Origin of the sequence: Pseudomonas sp. LAP_36, assembly GCF_019456785.1 — a bacterium.
GTDB lineage: Bacteria > Pseudomonadota > Gammaproteobacteria > Pseudomonadales > Pseudomonadaceae > Aquipseudomonas > Aquipseudomonas tritici.
The window spans coordinates 176,666-195,163 of sequence record NZ_JAHZMS010000009.1 but is presented as its reverse complement, the minus strand read 5'-3'; the positions used below and the strand labels follow the sequence as shown (position 1 = coordinate 195,163).

General features: G+C 60.7%; 17 protein-coding genes. 4 read left to right on the top strand and 13 right to left on the bottom strand.

All coding sequences use genetic code 11. The features are described from left to right. Positions 1-26: 26 nt before the first annotated feature. The 4 genes from arfA to leuS all read right to left on the bottom strand — a co-directional run bounded on the left by arfA (position 27) and on the right by leuS (position 4,818). Positions 27-191: an alternative ribosome rescue factor ArfA gene (gene arfA / locus JBO08_RS24365; RefSeq protein ID WP_003176285.1), complete on the bottom strand. Its 165-nt coding sequence runs from the start codon at positions 189-191 to the stop codon at positions 27-29. 249 nt (positions 192-440) lie between these two features. After that, complete coding sequence (gene holA / locus JBO08_RS24360; RefSeq protein WP_049711379.1) at positions 441-1,478, bottom strand: DNA polymerase III subunit delta; 1,038 nt, start codon at positions 1,476-1,478, stop codon at positions 441-443. Between the two features lie 39 nt (positions 1,479-1,517). Continuing rightward, positions 1,518-2,123, bottom strand: a complete 606-nt coding sequence (gene lptE, locus JBO08_RS24355; RefSeq protein ID WP_065873675.1) for an LPS assembly lipoprotein LptE — start codon at positions 2,121-2,123, stop codon at positions 1,518-1,520. An 88-nt stretch (positions 2,124-2,211) separates the two neighbouring features. Beyond that, the gene (leuS, locus tag JBO08_RS24350) at positions 2,212-4,818 is read right to left on the bottom strand and encodes a leucine--tRNA ligase (protein WP_220075040.1); all 2,607 of its coding nucleotides are present in this window, start codon (positions 4,816-4,818) and stop codon (positions 2,212-2,214) included. A 262-nt stretch (positions 4,819-5,080) separates the two neighbouring features. On the opposite strand from leuS, the gene JBO08_RS24345 reads away from it, so the two are divergent. Further along, positions 5,081-5,398 (top strand): hypothetical protein, encoded by a 318-nt coding sequence (locus tag JBO08_RS24345; RefSeq protein WP_220075039.1) that lies wholly within the window; start codon positions 5,081-5,083, stop codon positions 5,396-5,398. Positions 5,399-5,493: 95 nt separating this feature from the next. Continuing rightward, entirely contained in the window at positions 5,494-6,255 is a 762-nt protein-coding gene (locus JBO08_RS24340; protein ID WP_065880409.1) for a YdcF family protein, read from the top strand. A 67-nt stretch (positions 6,256-6,322) separates the two neighbouring features. Here the strand turns inward: JBO08_RS24340 and lnt are convergent, their stop codons facing one another. The 5 genes from lnt to miaB form a co-directional block, all read right to left on the bottom strand. Beyond that, a complete protein-coding gene (lnt, locus tag JBO08_RS24335) occupies positions 6,323-7,846 on the bottom strand; it encodes an apolipoprotein N-acyltransferase (protein WP_220075038.1) in 1,524 nt (507 codons plus the stop codon). 8 nt (positions 7,847-7,854) lie between these two features. After that, positions 7,855-8,694, bottom strand: a complete 840-nt coding sequence (locus tag JBO08_RS24330; protein ID WP_065873670.1) for an HlyC/CorC family transporter — start codon at positions 8,692-8,694, stop codon at positions 7,855-7,857. Positions 8,695-8,735: 41 nt separating this feature from the next. Further along, positions 8,736-9,194: an rRNA maturation RNase YbeY gene (gene ybeY / locus JBO08_RS24325; RefSeq protein WP_065873669.1), complete on the bottom strand. Its 459-nt coding sequence runs from the start codon at positions 9,192-9,194 to the stop codon at positions 8,736-8,738. Beyond that, positions 9,187-10,191, bottom strand: a complete 1,005-nt coding sequence (locus tag JBO08_RS24320; RefSeq protein WP_065873668.1) for a PhoH family protein — start codon at positions 10,189-10,191, stop codon at positions 9,187-9,189. The genes ybeY and JBO08_RS24320 overlap by 8 nt, the downstream gene beginning before the upstream one ends. Positions 10,192-10,422: 231 nt before the next feature. Beyond that, on the bottom strand, positions 10,423-11,751 hold the full coding sequence (gene miaB, locus JBO08_RS24315; RefSeq protein ID WP_065873667.1) for a tRNA (N6-isopentenyl adenosine(37)-C2)-methylthiotransferase MiaB: 1,329 nt from the start codon (positions 11,749-11,751) through the stop codon (positions 10,423-10,425). Between the two features lie 131 nt (positions 11,752-11,882). Between miaB and JBO08_RS24310 the strand changes: the two genes are divergently transcribed. Then, on the top strand, positions 11,883-12,209 hold the full coding sequence (locus JBO08_RS24310) for a DUF1820 family protein (RefSeq protein WP_003236992.1): 327 nt from the start codon (positions 11,883-11,885) through the stop codon (positions 12,207-12,209). 66 nt (positions 12,210-12,275) lie between these two features. Here JBO08_RS24310 and JBO08_RS24305 read toward each other — a convergent pair whose 3' ends face one another. The 4 genes from JBO08_RS24305 to JBO08_RS24290 all read right to left on the bottom strand — a co-directional run bounded on the left by JBO08_RS24305 (position 12,276) and on the right by JBO08_RS24290 (position 15,796). Then, a complete protein-coding gene (locus JBO08_RS24305) occupies positions 12,276-12,830 on the bottom strand; it encodes a tetratricopeptide repeat protein (protein ID WP_049711389.1) in 555 nt (184 codons plus the stop codon). 225 nt (positions 12,831-13,055) lie between these two features. After that, complete coding sequence (hemL, locus tag JBO08_RS24300) at positions 13,056-14,339, bottom strand: glutamate-1-semialdehyde 2,1-aminomutase (protein WP_049711390.1); 1,284 nt, start codon at positions 14,337-14,339, stop codon at positions 13,056-13,058. A 17-nt stretch (positions 14,340-14,356) separates the two neighbouring features. Then, on the bottom strand, positions 14,357-14,980 hold the full coding sequence (gene thiE / locus JBO08_RS24295) for a thiamine phosphate synthase (RefSeq protein WP_065873666.1): 624 nt from the start codon (positions 14,978-14,980) through the stop codon (positions 14,357-14,359). An 18-nt stretch (positions 14,981-14,998) separates the two neighbouring features. After that, entirely contained in the window at positions 14,999-15,796 is a 798-nt protein-coding gene (locus JBO08_RS24290; protein ID WP_065873665.1) for a hydroxymethylpyrimidine/phosphomethylpyrimidine kinase, read from the bottom strand. 287 nt (positions 15,797-16,083) lie between these two features. Between JBO08_RS24290 and JBO08_RS24285 the strand changes: the two genes are divergently transcribed. Beyond that, on the top strand, positions 16,084-18,474 hold the full coding sequence (locus JBO08_RS24285; RefSeq protein WP_220075037.1) for a hybrid sensor histidine kinase/response regulator: 2,391 nt from the start codon (positions 16,084-16,086) through the stop codon (positions 18,472-18,474). Positions 18,475-18,498: the final 24 nt, after the last annotated feature.

The following is an 18,498-nucleotide window of genomic DNA, read 5'->3' as shown; positions in this document are numbered from 1 at the left end:
TTATCATGCCAGAGGGGCGCTTGCCTTCAGGCAGCCAGAAAGTAAGAAGCCTCCCAGCTATTAGACTGGAAGGCTTCGCGGCGGTAGCTGCCTTTGCCCTTGCCGGCGCGTTCCTGACGGCTGCGGAACAGTGGCTGGGCGATGATGGATTTGGCCTTGTTGGGGCCATGCTTGGATGGCTTTTTGCTCATGGTTTGTACTCTTGATAGGTGGGATGAAGCGGTGCAGATCATCTGCCGAAGTTGTGCTGCTGTAAAGCCCGGCGATGTGTAGGAAACCTCGAAATCTGAAGGTGTGCACAGTCAAACTGTGGGAGCGGGCTTGCTCGCGAATGCGGTGTACCAGTCAATAAATCAGGTGACTGATACACCGCATTCGCGAGCAAGTCGAACCGTCGAACCGCCGCTCCCACATTGGTTTTGCGTTGTTCTTAAAAATGGTTACTCAGCAGGCAGTGTCAGGCGCTGGCCGGCCATCAACAACGACAACCGGCTCAAGCTCATCCACGGCGAGCCGGCCGCCTGGCCCTTGATCTGCGCATCAATGCGCTGCGCTTCCAGCAAAAGCTGCGCCCAGCGTTGTGCCGAGTGTCGTTGCAGGGCCTTGCTCATCAAGGGTTTGCGCTTGTCCCAGACCGGTGGCCGGGCTTGGCTGAACGCTTTGTCCAACGGCGTGCCCTGGCTGTATTGCAGGGCGATGTTGGCCAGCACCCGCAGTTCCCGGGCCAGGGCCCAGAGAATCACCGGCGGCTCCACACCTTCGCCGCGCAAGCCTTCAAGCATGCGCAGGGCATGGGCGGGTTCGCCATTGAGGATGGCATCCACCAGCCCGAACACATCAAAGCGTGCACTGTCGGCCACGGCGCCCTGGACGGTCTCAACGGTGATTTGCCCGTCTTCGGCCATCAGCTTGAGCTTTTCGATCTCTTGGGCGGCGGCAAGCAAGTTGCCTTCGACCCGGGCGGCGATCAGCTCCACCGCATCCTGGGTCGCCGACAGCCCCGATTGGGACAGGCGTTGGCGAATCCATTGCGGCAACTGGTTGCTGTCCACTGGCCAGATCTGGATGAACTGGGTCTGAGCCCCTTCAACCAGAGCCTTGCCCCACTTGGTTTTCTGCGCGCTGCCGTCAAGCTTGGGCAGGCTGATCAGCAAGACCGTGTCTTCGGCAGGTCGTGAACAGTACTCAATGAAGGCGGCGGCACCCTTATCCCCTGGCTTGCCCGAAGGCAGGCGCAGTTCCAGCAGGCGCTTTTCGGCAAACAGCGACATGCTCGCGCCGGCTTGCAGCAACGTGCCCCAGTCGAAACTGGCGTCGGCGCTGAAGACCTGGCGTTCATCGAAACCTTGCTGGCGTGCAGCGGTGCGGATGGCGTCGGCGGCTTCCTGGCACAGCAGCGGGTCATCACCGCTGACGATGTAGACAGGCGCAAGGCCACCTTGCAGGTGTTTGGCGAGTTGAGCGGGGGCGAGTTTCATAGGCAGGGTAAACGGGGCGCCTGGGGCGCCCCGTCTGGCTTACTCGACAGGTACTTCAACAGGCGATTGTTTCGGCGTGTTGTCTTCGTACTCTTTGGCGGCTTTCAGCGCGTCGGCGTCGGCCTTGGCCTTGTTGTCAGCTTGTTGCTGCAAGGTCTCAAGTTGTTCCGGGGTGATCATCGACAGGCGCAGCACCATGCGCTGGACCAACTCGCGACGCATCTCCTTGCGCACCTGATTGATTTCGGAGTCCGAACCCACCAGGTTGTTGCCGTCGTGGCTGACGATTTTCTGGATCTGGATGTCGTCACCCATCAATGGCAGGTGGTCGCGGCCCTGGACCTCAAAGCTGAGCACGGTGCTCAGTTCGATATCGGAGGCACGCCCGGCGCTGGCATAGCTGAGGTTGCGCTGGGTTTGTTTTTCATTGGCCAGGAACAGCTTGTAGGTCGCGCCGGTGTAGACGTGAACGCCACTGTTTTCCAGGACCTGACGCAGCTGGGTCACTGTTTCGCTGTAGGCGTCGCGGGCACTGACGTCCAGTTCCTTGATCGCCATTTCGTGGGTGCCGGTACCGCGCAGCTGGAAGCCGCAAGCGCTCAGCAGCACGGCAAGGCCCATAACCAGCAAATTGCGTTTGATCATTTTGTTGCTCCCCTTGAAACCATGTGGGCCTTATCGAGGCCCTGAAGGCTTTGTTCGGCGCAGGGCTCAAGCCCTGCGCCCGATCCGATTAGCTAGCGACGATATTGACCAGTTTGCCAGGCACTACGATCACTTTGCGGATCGTCAAGCCTTCGGTAAAACGCAGCACGTTTTCGTTGATGCGGGCAGCCGCTTCGACGTCTTCACGGCTGGCACTGGCCGGCATGTCGATCTGGCCACGCAGTTTACCGTTGACCTGGATCACCAGTTGCAGCGTGTCCTGTACCAGGGCGCTGTCATCCTGCACCGGCCAGCGCGCGTCGATGACGGCGCCGCTGTGGCCCAGGCGGTTCCACAGGTCGTGGCTGATGTGCGGCGTGATCGGGGCCAGCAGCAGGGTGACCGTTTCCAGGCCTTCCTGTACCAGCGCGCGATCCTGTTCAGTGGCTTGCGGCGCTTTTTCCAGCACGTTCATCAGCGTCATCACCTGGGCGATGGCGGTGTTGAATTTGTGGTGCTGGCCCACGTCCTGGCTGGCTTGCTTGATGGCCAGGTGGGTGCTGCGGCGAATGAGTTTCTGCTCGTCGCTCAACGCCGCTACGTCCAGTTTGCCCGGCAAGCCCTGGCTGATGTGGGCATGCGCCAGGCGCCAGACGCGCTTGAGGAAACGGTGCGAGCCTTCGACGCCAGAGTCGGACCATTCGGCGCTCATGTCAGGCGGCGAGGCGAACATCATGAACAGGCGGCAGGTGTCGGCGCCGAACTGGTCGATCATTGACTGTGGGTCAACGCCGTTGTTTTTCGACTTGGCCATCTTCTCGGTGCCACCGATTTCCACCGGCAGGCCGTCGGCGATCAGCTTGGCGCTGATGACCTTGGCTTTGCTGTCGCGCTCAAGCTCGACGTCGGCCGGGTTGAACCAGGTGTAGGCGCCGTTGGCTTCACGGCGGTAGTAAGTCTCGGCGACCACCATGCCTTGGGTCAGCAGGTTCTTGAACGGCTCATCCGAACTCACCAGGCCTTCGTCGCGCATCAGCTTGTGGAAGAAGCGCGCGTACAGCAGGTGAAGGATGGCGTGTTCGATACCGCCGATGTACTGGTCCACCGGCAGCCAATGGTCCGCCGCGGATTTTTCGACCAGGCCGCCTTCATAGTGCGGCGAGGCGTAGCGTGCGTAGTACCACGAGGACTCGACGAAGGTGTCCATGGTGTCGGTTTCACGCTTGGCAGGCTGGCCGCATTTCGGGCAACTGCATTCGTAGAACTCAGGCATGCGCGCCAATGGCGAGCCGGCGCCATCAGGCACCACGTCTTCCGGCAACACGACCGGCAGTTGGTCTTCCGGTACCGGCACATCGCCACAGCTTTCGCAGTGGATGATCGGGATCGGGCAGCCCCAGTAGCGCTGGCGGCTGATGCCCCAGTCGCGCAGGCGGAACTGGGTGCGCGAGGCGCCGAGGTTCTTCTTGATCAGCGCGACTTCGATCGCGTCGAACGCGCCCTGGAAGTCCAGGCCATCAAATTCGCCGGAGTTGATCAGTTCACCGTGCTCGCCGTAGGCGTCTTGCCACGGGGCCGGGTTGGTGTCGCCCGAGCTGGTGCGCACCACGGATTTGATCGGCAGGCTGTACTTGGTGGCGAATTCGAAATCGCGCTCGTCGTGGGCCGGCACAGCCATTACGGCGCCATCACCGTAGTGCATCAGCACATAGTTGGCGACCCAGACCGGCAGCTTTTCACCGGTGAGTGGGTGCTCGACGAACAGCCCAGTCGGCAGGCCTTTTTTCTCCTGGGTGGCGACGTCAGCTTCGGCCACGCTGCCGCCTTTGCATTCGGCGATGAACGCCTGCAGCTCAGGGTTGTTCTGGGCTGCCTGGGTGGCCAGCGGGTGTTCGGCGGCCACGGCGACGTAAGTCGCGCCCATCAGGGTATCCGGACGGGTAGTAAACACTTTGAGCGCGCCCGCTGCGCCGATCGAATCGACGTTGTACGGGAACTGCACTTCCATGCCCTTGGACTTGCCGATCCAGTTGCGTTGCATGGTCTTGACCTGTTCAGGCCAGCCCGGCAGGTCGTCGAGGCTCGACAAGAGTTCATCCGCGTAGGCGGTGATCTTGAAGTAGTACATCGGGATTTCGCGCTTTTCGATCAGCGCGCCGGAGCGCCAGCCGCGACCGTCGATCACCTGTTCGTTGGCCAACACGGTCTGGTCGATCGGGTCCCAGTTCACGGTGCCGCTCTTTTTGTAGATCACGCCTTTTTCGAACAGGCGGGTGAACAGCCATTGTTCCCAGCGGTAGTAGTCCGGCTTGCAGGTGGTCACTTCGCGGGACCAATCCACCGCCAAGCCCAGGCTGCGCAGCTGGTTCTTCATGTAGGCGATGTTTTCGTAGGTCCACTTGGCAGGGGCCACGTTGTTTTTCATCGCGGCGTTTTCCGCCGGCATGCCGAAGGCGTCCCAACCCATGGGTTGCAGGACGTTCTTGCCTTGCATGCGCTGGTAGCGGGAAATCACGTCACCGATGGTGTAGTTGCGCACGTGCCCCATGTGTAGCTTGCCGCTGGGGTAAGGGAACATCGATAGGCAATAGAAAGTCTCCTTGCCTGGCTGTTCACTGACTTCAAAGGACTTTTGCTCGTCCCAGAAGGTTTGGGCGGCGTTTTCTATTTCACGGGGCTGATATTGTTCGTGCATGGCTACTTTTGAACTGAATAGGGGTGGCCTAATCCTCTTCGGTGCAACGTTCAGGTTGATCGACACCAAAAAGCGGCGCGTCCGTGCCCAAACCCTGCGGGAAGTGGAGTTACAGGAAGCGCCGTAGCATACATGACCCCACTCTATCGAGGGAAACCCTGATTGCGCACGCAGGGCCGTCTGTCGCGGCGGCAGGCAGGGGCAGCCATGGGGGCTACGCTGTTTATTGGGGAGTGAGTCATATCTTCAATGAGGTGAGGGGATGGTTGAATCGCAGCGAATCGTATCGAAACCGGATATCTACGAAGGACTGATCGACCGATTGGGTCGTGCATTGGATGCGGCGAGAACAGCAGGCCGATTGCGTGATGAGCGGCCTGTTGAGTTGGAACTGCGTGGTTTGAGCCGCGCAGAGCTGGAACTGATCGAGGCCTATTTGGAACGCAATGGGCGCAGTGCGCCTCCCTGGGTGGCAAACCCGCCAGCATGGGAGCCTACGCACCCAGCCAAGGTGGTGTGGCTCAAGGACTTGTCGGCCGGTCGTGGCCCGGAAAAGCTCCGGTCCGCCCGCTACAAGTAGTTCATTCCCCCCTGAACGCATCATCGCGCTGCACTGTAAGGATTGTCGCTAAACCCCGTTACACCTTAGGCTTCGGGCATCTATGGAGATGCCCGATGCCTATTCGTTATTTCATTAAACAATTGCTCCTGCCGCCCGGCATTCTCTTGCTGCTGCTAGCGCTTGCCTGGTGGTTTCGTCGCAGCCGGCCACGCTTGGCGGGTTGCTGCTTTGCCCTGGGTTTTGGCGGCATGTGGCTGATCAGCCTGCCGGTGATGGTGGAGTGGGGCGCACGGGCCCTGGAAACCGAGCCGCCGCTGGCGCGGGAAGACTGGTCGACACTGGCTCAGCGCGCCGACGCTATTGTGGTGTTGGGTTCAGGGCGCGAGCGCGGCGACCCGGCCTGGGGCGCCGACCAGCCAACCGGTATCGGCCTGGAGCGTCAGCGGTATGCCGCACGATTGGCCAAGGCCTCCGGGTTGCCGGTGTTGACCGCTGGCGGCCTGCATTATGGCACCCCGCCCAGCGAGGCAGAGTTGATGTCGGTGTCGATGAGGGATGACTTCGGTGTGACGGTGCGCTGGAAGGAAGAGCACAGCCGCACTACGTGGGAAAATGCGCAGATGAGTGCTGAGATTCTGCTACCCGAGGGCGTCAAGCGCGTAGTGGTTGTAACTCAGGCCTGGCACATGCCGCGTGCGGTGTGGAGTTTTGAGAAGGCTGGCTTCACGGTAGTGCCTGCGCCAGTGGGGTTCCTGGGCGTAGACAATGCCAGGCCGCTGGGTGGTTGGATGCCGGAGTTCAAGTCGGTGTGGCAGAGCGGGCAGTTGATCAATGAAGCGGTGGGGCAGGTAGGTTACCGGTTGTTTTATCGGTAACTCGCCACACCGCAGGTCAATCATGGGAGCTGGCAAGCCAGCTCCCACACTGCTTTACGTTTGTCTGTTAGACGGTTTTGGACATGCGACCGGCCAGCAGCGCCCAGCCAAACAGCCCAAGGCACACAATAATCAACGGCCACGAGCGCCATTGCAGGTACGGCGTGAGGTTGTGCATCGGCACTACTTCACCGTAGAGAATGCCGCGCTCGAATTGCGGGATCTGCACGGTGATCTGCCCATACGGGTTGATCAGGCCGGTCACGCCATTGTTGGTGGCACGGATCATCCAGCGGCCGGCTTCAAGCGCACGCATCTGCGCCATTTGCAGGTGTTGCAAAGGGCCGATGGAGCGACCGAACCAGGTGTCGTTGCTGATGGTCAGCAGCAGATCACTCTGAGCCGAGAGGCCGGCGGCGAACTCCGGGTACACCACTTCGTAGCAAATGAAGGGCGCAATCTGATAGCCCTTGGCCTGTAGCATCGCCTGATCGGCAGGACCACGGGCGAAGTCCGACATCGGCAGGTCAAAGAAGGCGATCAGGCCGCGCAGCATGTCCTGCAGCGGGACGTATTCGCCAAACGGCACGAGCTTCTGCTTGAGGTAGGTGCCGTCACCTTCGCCCACCACGGTGATGCCGTTGAAGTAGCGCTTCTGGTGGTGCACTTCCTGGCGGATCGGTACACCGGTAATCAGCGCAGTGTGCCGGTCGGCGGCGAACTTGCCCATCATGCCCAGGTAGCCTTCGACAGACTCCTTGAGCACCGGCACCGCCGTCTCCGGCCATACCAGCAGGTCCACACGCTTTGAGCTCAAACTCATGTCGCGGTACAGCGCAAGCTGCGCATTGAGCTGTTCCGGGTCCCACTTCATGCTTTGTTCGACATTGCCCTGAATGGCTGCGACGCTCAGTGGCGCCCCAGACGGGCTGGTCCAGGCGTGATGCTTGAGGGCCAGGCCGATCACCCACGGCGCTACCAGCAGCACCAAGCCAGCGCCGATAAAGGCATTGCGCTTGCCGGCCAGCAGGCGCGGCAGGTTGCACAGCAGGGCTGCCGTCAGTGCCAGGGCAAAGGAAATCAGCCACATGCCGCCCACGGGTGCCAAGCCAGTCAGGGGGCCGTCGAGTTGGCTGTAACCGGAGTACAACCACGGGAAACCGGTGAGGAACCAGCCGCGAAATGCTTCCTGGCCGACCCACAACGCCGCGAACGTGAGCGCATCCGCCAACGGCGCTTCATTGCGGCGCAACCAGCGCGCCCACAGCCAGGCGGGCAGGGCGAAGAACCAGGCGATGGCCGCGGTAAACAGCAGCATCAAGAAGCCAGCCAGCAACACCGAAGCGCCGCCGAAATGGTGGATGCTGTAGTAAATCCAACTGGTGCCAGCGCCAAACAGGCCAAAGCCGAAGCACCAGCCACGGCCAAGCGCCTGGCGGGGGCTCAGATCCCGCAGCCCTAGATAGAACAACCCGACCGCTACCAGTGCAAATGGCCACAGATCGAACGGCGCCAGCGCCAGGGTGGTGATGGCGCCGGCCACCACGGCCAGCAAATTACCGGGCCAGCCGGGTGCGATCAAACGGCGCATGTCAGTCCTTAGCGGGCAATAGGTGTCAGGCGGATCAGGTGGATACGACGGCTGTCCGCATTCAGGATACGGAAGCGATAAGCGCCGATCTCGGTGGTTTCGTTACGTTTTGGCAGATGCCCGAACGCACTCATCACCAGGCCACCCACGGTGTCGAACTCATCGTCGGAGAATTCGCTGTCGAAGAACTCGTTGAAATTCTCGATCGGCGTCAGCGCCTTGATCAGGAAATCACCGCTGGGCAGCGGCTTGATGTAGCTGTCTTCTTCAACGTCGTGTTCGTCTTCGATGTCGCCGACGATCTGTTCCAGCACGTCTTCAATGGTGACCAGGCCAGCGACGCCGCCGTATTCGTCGATCACAATGGCCATGTGATTGTGGTTGGCGCGGAATTCCCGCAGCAGCACGTTCAGGCGCTTGGATTCAGGCACAAAGGTGGCCGGACGCAGCAGGTCCTTGATGTTGAAGCTGTCACCGTTCTCCTTGAGGATCAACGGCAGCAGGTCCTTGGCCAGCAGGACACCCATGACGTCGTCATGGCTTTCACCGATCACCGGGTAGCGCGAGTGCGCCGAGTCGATCACGGCCGGGAGGAATTCCCGTGGGGTCTGGGTTGCCTTGATGCTGATCATCTGCGAGCGCGGGACCATGATGTCGCGTACTTGCAGGTCAGCCACCTGAATGGCGCCCTCGACGATAGCCAGCGCTTCGCTGTCCAGCAACTTGTTCTGATGGGCCTCGCGCAGCAGCTCAAGCAGCTCCTGGCGGTTTTTCGGCTCGTGGGCAAAAGCCTGGGTAATTTTACCCAGCCATGACTTCTGCCCGTTGCTCGATCGGTCTTCGCTCATAGCGATTACTCTGAATCCTTTAGTGTGACAATTGAGTGTTTTTAAACTTCGTCGTCTGCATACGGGTCTGGATGACCCAGTTCTGCAAGCAACGTTTGTTCCAGTGTTTCCATCTCGCAGGCTTCGTCATCGTCTATATGGTCGTAACCCAAGAGATGCAAGCAGCCGTGGATGACTAGATGGGCCCAATGGGCTTCAAGTTCCTTGCCTTGTTCCTTGGCCTCGCGCTCCACCACCTCGACACAGATGACCAGGTCGCCCAGTAACGGGATATCCAGCAGTTCATCAGGTACGTCGGCGGGGAAGGACAGTACGTTGGTCGCGTAATCCTTCTGGCGCCAGGTGTGGTTCAGTTCGCGGCCTTCGGGCTCGTCGACCAGGCGAATGGTCAGTTCCGAATCAGCGGTGCGCTGGCGCAGGGCCAGCGCACACCATTGGCGGAACTGTTCTTCGCTGGGCGCGGGCGCTTCGGTAGCCAGCTGCAGGTCTAGCTCAAGCATCGCGGCGAGTGTCCTTGGACAAACCATCGTCACGGTGTTCGAAGCGCTCGTAGGCTTCGACAATGCGCTGCACCAGCGGGTGGCGCACTACGTCCTTGGGCGAGAAATGCGTGAAACTGATGCCCGGCACGTCTTTGAGCACTTCAATCACATGGCTCAGGCCCGACTTGGTGCCCTTGGGCAGGTCAACCTGGGTAATGTCGCCGGTGATAATGGCCGTGGAACCGAACCCGATGCGGGTCAGGAACATCTTCATTTGCTCGACCGTGGTGTTCTGGCTTTCGTCGAGGATGATGAAGCTGTTGCTCAAGGTGCGGCCGCGCATGTAGGCCAGCGGGGCGATCTCAATCACTTGGCGTTCGATCAGCTTGGCCACGTATTCAAAGCCGAGCATCTCGTAAAGCGCGTCGTAGAGCGGGCGCAGGTACGGGTCGATCTTCTGCGCCAGGTCGCCGGGCAGGAAACCGAGCTTCTCGCCAGCCTCGACCGCCGGGCGCACCAGCAGGATGCGGCGCACTTGCTCGCGCTCCAGTGCGTCGACCGCGCAGGCCACGGCCAGGTAGGTCTTGCCGGTACCCGCAGGGCCGATGCCGAAGTTGATGTCGTTACCGAGGATTGCCTTGACGTACTTCTGCTGATTCAGGCCCTTTGGGCGAATCATGCCTTTTTTGGTACGCAGGGCCACGCTGGCTTCGGCCACGGGGTTGTTGGCCAAATCTTCCACAGCCGATTCCTGCAAATACAGGTGCACGGTTTCCGGCGACAGCTCGCTACCCTTGGTTTCGCGGTAGAGCCGACGCAGCAGGTTTTCTGCAGACTTGGTGTAGTGGGCCTCGCCAATGAGCTCGAACTGATTGCCGCGGTTGCGGATCTCGATGCCCAGGCGTTGTTCGATCAGGCGCAGGTGCTCGTCGAACTGTCCGCACAGGTTGGCGAAACGGCGAGCCTCAAAGGGCTCGAGGAGAAAACGATGGGGTTCTGCTATGGGTGCGTTCAAGGTCGCTTTTAGCCGCCCTTTGGCTGTTGAGGTGAAATAGAGAATAACGCCAGCCGCCTGTGTGCGAAAGCACTTAAATGGACTGGCCTCACTCTCAAGAACTACAAATAACTACTGTGGGAGCTGGCTTGCCTGCGATGGGGCCTGCACATTCAAAAGAGATGTCGCCTGTTACATCGCTATCGCAGGCAAGCCAGCTCCCACATTTGATCTTCATTTATCCTGGGATTGTCAGTTGATCAAAGAACCACGCAACGAATGGGGCTGCGCCGCATCAATGTGCACCTCGGCAAACTGGCCGATCAAGGTCGGATTGTCGCAACGGAAATTTACGATTCGGTTGTTCTCAGTACGCCCTTGCAGCTCACCCGGGTCTTTTTTCGAGTAGTCGGTGACCAGGATCCGCTGGGTCGAACCGACCATTTGTCGGCTGATCTCGAAACCCTGTTGGTTCAAGCGGTGTTGCAGCGCGTTCAAGCGCTCTTTTTTCAGCGCTTCCGGGGTTTCGTCCAGCAAGTCGGCCGCCGGGGTGCCGGGGCGCTGGCTATAGACGAACGAGTAGGAGAAGTCGAAACCGACATCCTCGATCAGCTTCATGGTCTGCTCGAAGTCTTTCTCGGTTTCACCGGGGAAGCCAACGATAAAGTCCGAACTGATGCAGATACCCGGCACCGCCGCGCGCAATTTGCGCAGTTTGGATTTGTATTCCAGCGCCGTATGGTTGCGCTTCATCGCCGACAGGATGCGGTCCGAGCCCGATTGCACCGGCAGGTGCAGGTGTTTGACCAGCTCCGGCACCTCGGCGTGAGCCTGGATCAGGCTGTCGGAAAACTCCAGCGGGTGCGAGGTGGTGTAGCGAATACGCTCGATTCCGTCCACGGCGGCGACCACGCGGATCAACTCTGCCAGGTCGGCCAGGCGGCCGTCGTGGGTCAGGCCGCGATAGCCGTTGACGTTCTGGCCCAGCAGCGTCACTTCGCGCACGCCGTTTTCGGCCAGGTGGATGATTTCCGACATGACATCGTCAAACGGCCGGCTGACTTCTTCACCTCGGGTGTAGGGCACTACGCAGAACGTACAGTACTTGCTGCAGCCTTCCATCACCGACACGTAGGCGCTTGGCCCATCGATACGGGGCTCGGGCAAATGGTCGAATTTTTCGATCTCCGGGAAGGATACGTCGACCTGCGGCAGCTTGGTGATGCGCGCCGCGTCGATCATTTCCGGCAGGCGGTGCAGGGTCTGTGGGCCGAAGACCACGTCGACATAGGGCGCGCGGTCGCGGATCGCGGCGCCTTCCTGGCTGGCCACGCAACCGCCGACGGCGATCACCATGTCCGGGTTGGCCAGTTTCAATTCACGCCAGCGGCCCAGTTGTGAGTACACACGGTCCTGGGCCCGTTCGCGGATCGAGCAGGTATTAAGCAGGATCACGTCGGCATCTTCGGCGCGGGCGGTGACTTCCAGGGCCTGGTGTTCGCCCAGCAGGTCGACCATGCGCGAGCTGTCGTACTCGTTCATCTGGCAACCGTGGGTTTCGATATAAAGCTTCTTGGCCATGGTAATCGTCAACTGGTGGTAAAGAACCGCGCATTATAGGGGGCATGCCCATTGGTTCCTAGCGTTGTGCATCGGGTGCCATGCTATAGTTCGCGCCCTCTTTTATATCCCCGATGTGTTGTTCGCCCACCATGACCAAACGTGAAGCTCCAATCTATAAGGTGATTTTCCTCAACCAGGGCCAGGTGTTCGAAATGTACGCCAAGCAGATCTATCAGAGCGATCTGTGGGGTTTCCTGGAGGTGGAAGAGTTCGTCTTTGGCGAGCGCACCCAGTTGGTCGTCGACCCGGGCGAAGAAAAGCTCAAGGCTCAGTTCGAAGGCGTGGTGCGCAGTTTTGTGCCGATGCATTCGATTGTGCGCATCGATGAAGTCGAGCGCCTGGGCACGCCGAAAATCAGCGAAGCACGGGGCGTGAGCAATGTCATGCCGTTTCCGATGCCGATGCCTGAGAAATAAGTCTTCAGACCGCGTCGCGCCCATCGCTGGCTTGCCTGCGATAGCGATAGAAGGGTTTAGATGAATTCAGGGCAGGGGTGAAAAGGGCGAACGCCCATCCGCGCTCTGCAATTCCTGCAGGTAATTGCGGAAAATCTGCCCCAGCACCTGGGTCGCCACTTCCAATTCATCACGCTGCATGTGCTCGGCGACTTCGTCGGCCGTATCCAGCGCATCTTCCGCACCGTTGACCGCCGCCATTTTCAGCACGATATACGCCTGGACGTTATTGGCCGGCACACCTTCGCCTTTGAAGAACATGTTGCCCAGTTGGAACTGCGCCTGGGCGTGGCCCTGCAACGAGGCTTTCTCGAAGTAGCTCAAGGCCTTGTTGAGGTCGCGGGCGGGGTTTTTGCTGTCGTGGAAGTACTCACCCAACTCGTATTGCGCCTGTGCATCCCCGTCCTCGGCCTGTTTCTGGCACGCGCTCAGCGCTTCGGCCTGGCTGTCTGGCTGGGTATTGAGGGTGCAACGACCCATCGCTGGGATTAACAACGAGTTGCCGCCTGCTTGTGCATGTGCCAGCAGCGGCTGAAGGAGCAACAGGCAGCCCAGAACCAGGGTGCGGCCGGTGCGTTTCATGGGAATCGACTTACCTCTGACGGGGCACGCGGACCCTCGGGGGATCCAATAAGCGCGCATTATGAAATAAGCAGGCCTCTGCTTACAAAGTCTTTACTCGTTTTTCTGCTGGTTGGGCAAGTTATCTGCCGGATTGCAGGTGATTTCTCGAAAAAACTCGGAAATCTCTGTAAGCAAAGTAGCAAATCAGACACCGTTTGTGCGGTGCCTGATTTTTACGGCCAATTATTTCAGTGCGGCGAAGGCGCGTTCAGCGGCGTCGAGGGTCAGCTTCAGTTCGGCTTCGCCATGGGCGATCGAGGTGAAGCCGGCTTCGAACGCGCTGGGCGCCAGGTACACGCCGCCTTCCAGCATCAGGTGGAAGAAGCGCTTGAACAGATCCGCGTCGCTGCCCATCACGTCATCAAACGTGACGATATCGTCGGCGCCGCTGAAGTACAGGCCGAACATGCCGCCCGCTTGCGTTGTTACAAACGGGATACCGGCGGCGTCGGCGCGTTGTTGCAGGCCGTCGAGCAGGCGGGTGGTGTAGTCGGTCAGCTCGGCGTGGAAACCCGGGCGGCTGATCAGGCGCAAGGTGGTCAGGCCGGCGGCCATGGCCAGTGGGTTACCTGACAAGGTGCCTGCCTGGTACACCGGGCCCAGCGGCGCGATGTGCTGCATGATTTCGCGCTTGCCGCCAAAGCAGCCCACTGGCATGCCGCCACCGATGATCTTGCCGAAGGTGCTCAGGTCTGGCGTTACGCCGTAGTGCGCCTGCGCGCCACCAAGGGCCACACGGAAACCGGTCATCACTTCGTCGAAAATCAGCACCACGCCGTGCTTGTCGCACTGCTCGCGCAGGCCTTCAAGGAAGCCTGGCGCAGGTGGTACGCAGTTCATGTTGCCGGCCACCGGTTCGACGATGATGCAGGCCACGTCCTGGCCCACTTCATTGAGCATCTGCTCGACGGCGGCGATGTCGTTGAACGGCAGGGTCAGGGTGTGTTTGGCAAAGGCTGCCGGTACGCCGGCCGAGCTTGGCACGCCTTGGGTCAGCAGGCCGGAACCGGCTTTCACCAGCAGGCTGTCGGAGTGGCCGTGGTAGCAGCCTTCGAACTTGATGATGCTGTCGCGGCCGGTGAAACCACGGGCCAGGCGGATCGCGCTCATGGTGGCTTCGGTGCCGGAGCTGACCATGCGCACCATTTCCATCGACGGCACGATGGCGCACACCAGATCGGCCATCTCGGTTTCCATGGCGGTCGGTGCGCCGTAGGACAGGCCGTGTTCCAGTTGCTTGCGCACCGCGTCCAGTACGTCCGGGTGGCTGTGGCCGAGGATCATCGGGCCCCAGGAGCCGACGTAGTCAACGTAGCGCTTGTCATCTTCGTCGGTGACGTAGGCGCCTTCGGCATGCTTGAAGAACAACGGCGTGCCGCCCACGCTTTTGAACGCACGCACGGGGGAGTTCACACCGCCGGGGATATGTTTCTGGGCATTGGCAAACAGCGTTTCGGAACGGGACATGGTTGGGCTCTCTGAAATCAAATCTTAAGAAGGGCGTTGAACGCGCGGGCGCGACGCGTGACTTCCTGGGTGCTGTCGGCGCCAAACAGGCCGTGCACCACCGCCAGCAGGTCGGCCCCGTGGGCCACCAGCGGTTCGGCGTTCTCCAGGGTGATACCGCCGATCACGCAGATTGGCACGTGCAAGCGTGCGCGCGCCTGGGCCAGCATCTCGACGGTGGCCGCCGGCGCGCCGGGCTTGGTGTTGGAGTTGAAGAAGCGGCCGAAGGCGACGTAGCTGGCGCCTTCCTTGGCGGCCTGCTCGGCCAGTTCGATCTGGCTGTGACAGGTCGAGCCGATGATGGCCTTGGAACCGAGCAGCGCACGGGCCGGGGTCAGTGGGCCGTCGGTCTGGCCCAGGTGCACGCCGACGCCGAGGCGCGCGGCCAATTCAGCGTCATCGTTGATGATCAGTTGGGTCTTGTAGCGCGAGCACAGCTCCCGCAGCTTTTCCGCTTCACGCAGGCGCCGGGCTTCGTCGCTGCTTTTGTCGCGGTACTGCAGCAGGGTCACGCCACCGTCCAACGCCGCTTCGACGTAGGCGAGGAATTTGCCGGCCAACAGTTGGCTGTCGGTAATGGCGTAAAGGCCACGTAGTTTCATCGGGCATGCCCCTTGGTGTTAAGAGCAGAAATCCAGCGGCAACCGGCGCGGTACAAACTGGCCCTGGCCGAGTTGTTCGGCGTCACGCAGTGTGCGCCAAGTGTAGCTGAGGGCCGATTGCACGGCGCTGACCAAGCCTTCGCCCTGGGCGATCCGGCCGGCCAATGCACTGGCCAGCGTGCAGCCCGAACCATGGTAACTGCCGGGCAGGCGCTGGCAGGTAAAGGTCTGGCGCGTGCCTTCACGGCTATAGAGACGGTTGTGCACTTCGTGCTCATCGCCATGGCCGCCAGTGATCAGCAGGTGCTTGATGTACGGCAGCAGCTTCTCGGCGCATTCGTCCGCCGTGCCTTCAGGCAATTCTGCAAGGATGCGCGCTTCGGGCAAGTTTGGCGTGGCGATCAGCGACAACGGCAGCAGCCGCTCGCGCATCGCGTAACCGACCTCGTCCTTGCCCAGGCTGCCACCGCCACCGGCGCGCAGCACCGGGTCGCACACTACCGGCAGGTGCGGGTGCGCCTGCAGCAGTTCGACCACGGTGTCGACCATCGCAGTGGAACCGAGCATGCCCAGCTTGACCGCTGCCACCTCGGAATCGCCGAGCACGGCATTGGCCTGGGCCAGCACCCACTCGCGGTCGAGCACGCGGAAATCGCTGACGTTGACGGTGTTCTGCACGGTCAGGGCGGTGACGGCCGGGGCCGCATGGCAGCCCTGGGCGAGCAGGGCTTCAATATCTGCCTGCAAGCCGGCGCCACCACTGGGATCATGGCCGGAGAGACAGAGGACAACGGGGCGAGAGCTGTAGATATTCATGGTGCGCGAGCTTACCACCAAACGCTTTTGCCGGGGCCGTCTGGCGATGGCTGAATTTTGTACGCAATCATCAGCGTTTATGGCTGTTTGCTAGTATCCGCTACTTACGGTGAAACGCGCTAAAACCCTTGTTCTAGAGCCTTTCAAAATTTTATTTCAATGGTGTCCAATGGCCTTTAGCGGCTATGCTAGAGTGGATCCAAACGACTAACTGTATTGCCGGTGTACGTCTTCTCAAAAGGATGGGGGGCTTTTTGACATAACCGGACAGGCCACGCTGGGGCACTATGCGCTATTTGCTGATTTTACTGTTGTGCGGGCTGCCGCTGCTCGCCAACGCCGTCGAGTTCAACCAAGACACGCGAAGCCTGCCGCTGGGCCGGGCCATGCAAGTGCTCGAAGACCCGACCGATGCCCTGACCATTGCTGATGTGAGCGCGCCTTCCGCCGCCACGCTATTCAAGCCCCACGATAAAGACACACTCAACGCCGGCTACTCACGCTCGGTATTCTGGCTCAAGGTCAATCTGCATTACCTGCCCACCCATCCCGAAGCGCAACGCACCTGGTTGCTGGAGCTGGCGTACCCGCCGCTCGACCATCTTGAGCTGTATTTGCCCGACAGCACCGGCACCTATCGCCTGGCCGGGCGCACGGGGGACGCGCTGCCCTATTCTTCCCGTGAAATTCGCCAGAACAATTACCTGTTCAACGTCGACTTCGCCCCTGGGCAGGCGAAAACTGTCTACCTGCGCCTGCAAAGCGAGGGCTCGATCCAGGCGCCATTGACGCTCTGGTCCAGCACCGCCTACCTGGAACAACAGCCGCTGCGCTTGTATGTGTTAGGCCTGATCTATGGCGTGTTGTTGGGGATGCTGGTCTACAACCTGTTCATCTACCTCAGCGTGCGCGACACCAGCTACCTCTATTACATCTTCTATATTGCTTCGTTCGGCATGTACCAACTGTCGGTCAACGGCGCGGCGGTGGAGTATTTCTGGCCAAACAACCCTTGGTGGGCGAATGCGGCGACGCCGTTCCTGATTGGCTCGGCGGCGCTCTTCGGCAGCCTGTTTGCGCGCAGCTTCTTGCACACCGCCCAGCACAGTCGCTGGATCAACCGCCTGCTGCTGGCGCTGGTGGCCTGCGGCGCAGTGGTGATGCTGCTGTCGTTGATGACCAGCTACGCCCTGGCGCTGCGCCTGGCCACTGGTCTGGCGCTGGTATTTACCGTGACCATCTTTGTTGCCGCCATCAAGGCCTGGTATTGCGGCCAGCGAGTGGCGCGCTATTTCATCATCGCCTGGTCGGCGTTCCTGCTGGGCGGGGTGGTGAATACGCTGATGGTGCTGGGCTACCTGCCCAATGTGTTCCTGACCATGTACGCCAGCCAGATCGGCTCGGCGATTGAAGTGGCGTTGTTGTCCCTGGCCCTGGCCGACCGTATCAACTCCATGCGTGAGCAACAGGCGCAGATCCTGTTCGATGCCAGCCAGAAGCTCGAAGTGCTCAACCAGCAATTGGCCCGCAGTAACCGACTCAAGGATGAGTTCCTCGCTACCCTCACTCACGAACTGCGCACGCCCATGAACGGCGTGATCGGCTCCCTTGAACTGATGCAAACCGTGCCGTTGGACGCTGACCTGGCGCAGTACCAGCAAACGGCCGCCGGTTCGGCGCGGGACATGATGCGCATGGTCAACGGCATCCTCACCCTGACTGAATTGCAGGCCGGGCGCCTGAGTGCCCAGCCGCAGGTGTTCAGCCTGCGCGGGACGCTCGAGACCTTGCGCCAGCAGTTCAACGCCAGCGCCCAGAGCAAAGGCCTGGCGTTTTCCATCGACGTGGCGGATGAACTGCCGGACCGCGTGGTGGGCGACGCCGACAAACTGCTGCAGTGCCTGGATTGCCTGCTGGACAACGCCTTCAAATTCACCCACGAAGGCTCGGTCCGCCTGCGTGTGGTCGGCGTGCCGCACAGTGAGGGCGCTTTGCGCCTGAGCTTTATCGTCACCGACACCGGCATCGGCTTTGCCTTCCTAGATGAGGCCACGCTGTACCAGCGGTTCTTCCAGCTCGATGGCTCCACCACCCGTGAATATGGCGGCATGGGTATCGGTTTGGCGATCTGTCGGCAACTGATCGAGCTGCTGGGCGGGCGCCTCACTCATCATTCCGAACCGAGCAAAGGCAGCCGCTTCCAGCTGGAGGTGGAGGTCAGCCCAGTGCCGCCTGAGTTCAAACCAATGCCAGGCCGGCAACGCGCGCCTCAGGAGTGCGCGGTGCTGCTGGTGGATGACAACAGCGTCGGCCAATTAGTGGTGCGCGGCATGCTGCTTAAGCTGGGCTACCGGGTGAAAAGCGTGGACAGCGGCCTGAACGCGTTGGCGGCTTTGCAGGCCGGGGATTTCGACGCGGTACTGTTGGACCTTCCCGAAGGTGGTTTCTCTTTGTGCTGTCAGATTCGTGCACTGCCTGGCTGCGGTGAATTGCCGGTGATCGCCTTGAGTGCGTCGCTGAATGTGTCTGAGCGCGAGCATTGCCATGGCATCGGTGTCTCCGATCGGCTGGTCAAGCCGGTGCGTTTCGAGGCATTGCAAGCGGTGTTGGAGCGTCGATTGTTGTGCCCAGTTGAGGGCGAAAGCGCCGGGCTTTCGGCGGGTATGCCCCTTTTTTAAGGCGGATGACGGTGCTTAACTGAA

Excerpts from the sequence above, each read along its gene's own strand:
- arfA (WP_003176285.1), bottom strand. The coding sequence starts at position 191 with ATGAGCAAAAAGCCATCCAAGCATGGCCCCAACAAGGCCAAATCCATC.
- holA (WP_049711379.1), bottom strand. The coding sequence starts at position 1,478 with ATGAAACTCGCCCCCGCTCAACTCGCCAAACACCTGCAAGGTGGCCTT.
- lptE (WP_065873675.1), bottom strand. The coding sequence starts at position 2,123 with ATGATCAAACGCAATTTGCTGGTTATGGGCCTTGCCGTGCTGCTGAGC.
- leuS (WP_220075040.1), bottom strand. The coding sequence starts at position 4,818 with ATGCACGAACAATATCAGCCCCGTGAAATAGAAAACGCCGCCCAAACC.
- JBO08_RS24345 (WP_220075039.1), top strand. The coding sequence starts at position 5,081 with ATGGTTGAATCGCAGCGAATCGTATCGAAACCGGATATCTACGAAGGA.
- JBO08_RS24340 (WP_065880409.1), top strand. The coding sequence starts at position 5,494 with ATGCCTATTCGTTATTTCATTAAACAATTGCTCCTGCCGCCCGGCATT.
- lnt (WP_220075038.1), bottom strand. The coding sequence starts at position 7,846 with ATGCGCCGTTTGATCGCACCCGGCTGGCCCGGTAATTTGCTGGCCGTG.
- JBO08_RS24330 (WP_065873670.1), bottom strand. The coding sequence starts at position 8,694 with ATGAGCGAAGACCGATCGAGCAACGGGCAGAAGTCATGGCTGGGTAAA.
- ybeY (WP_065873669.1), bottom strand. The coding sequence starts at position 9,194 with ATGCTTGAGCTAGACCTGCAGCTGGCTACCGAAGCGCCCGCGCCCAGC.
- miaB (WP_065873667.1), bottom strand. The coding sequence starts at position 11,751 with ATGGCCAAGAAGCTTTATATCGAAACCCACGGTTGCCAGATGAACGAG.
- JBO08_RS24310 (WP_003236992.1), top strand. The coding sequence starts at position 11,883 with ATGACCAAACGTGAAGCTCCAATCTATAAGGTGATTTTCCTCAACCAG.
- JBO08_RS24305 (WP_049711389.1), bottom strand. The coding sequence starts at position 12,830 with ATGAAACGCACCGGCCGCACCCTGGTTCTGGGCTGCCTGTTGCTCCTT.
- hemL (WP_049711390.1), bottom strand. The coding sequence starts at position 14,339 with ATGTCCCGTTCCGAAACGCTGTTTGCCAATGCCCAGAAACATATCCCC.
- thiE (WP_065873666.1), bottom strand. The coding sequence starts at position 14,980 with ATGAAACTACGTGGCCTTTACGCCATTACCGACAGCCAACTGTTGGCC.
- JBO08_RS24290 (WP_065873665.1), bottom strand. The coding sequence starts at position 15,796 with ATGAATATCTACAGCTCTCGCCCCGTTGTCCTCTGTCTCTCCGGCCAT.
- JBO08_RS24285 (WP_220075037.1), top strand. The coding sequence starts at position 16,084 with ATGCGCTATTTGCTGATTTTACTGTTGTGCGGGCTGCCGCTGCTCGCC.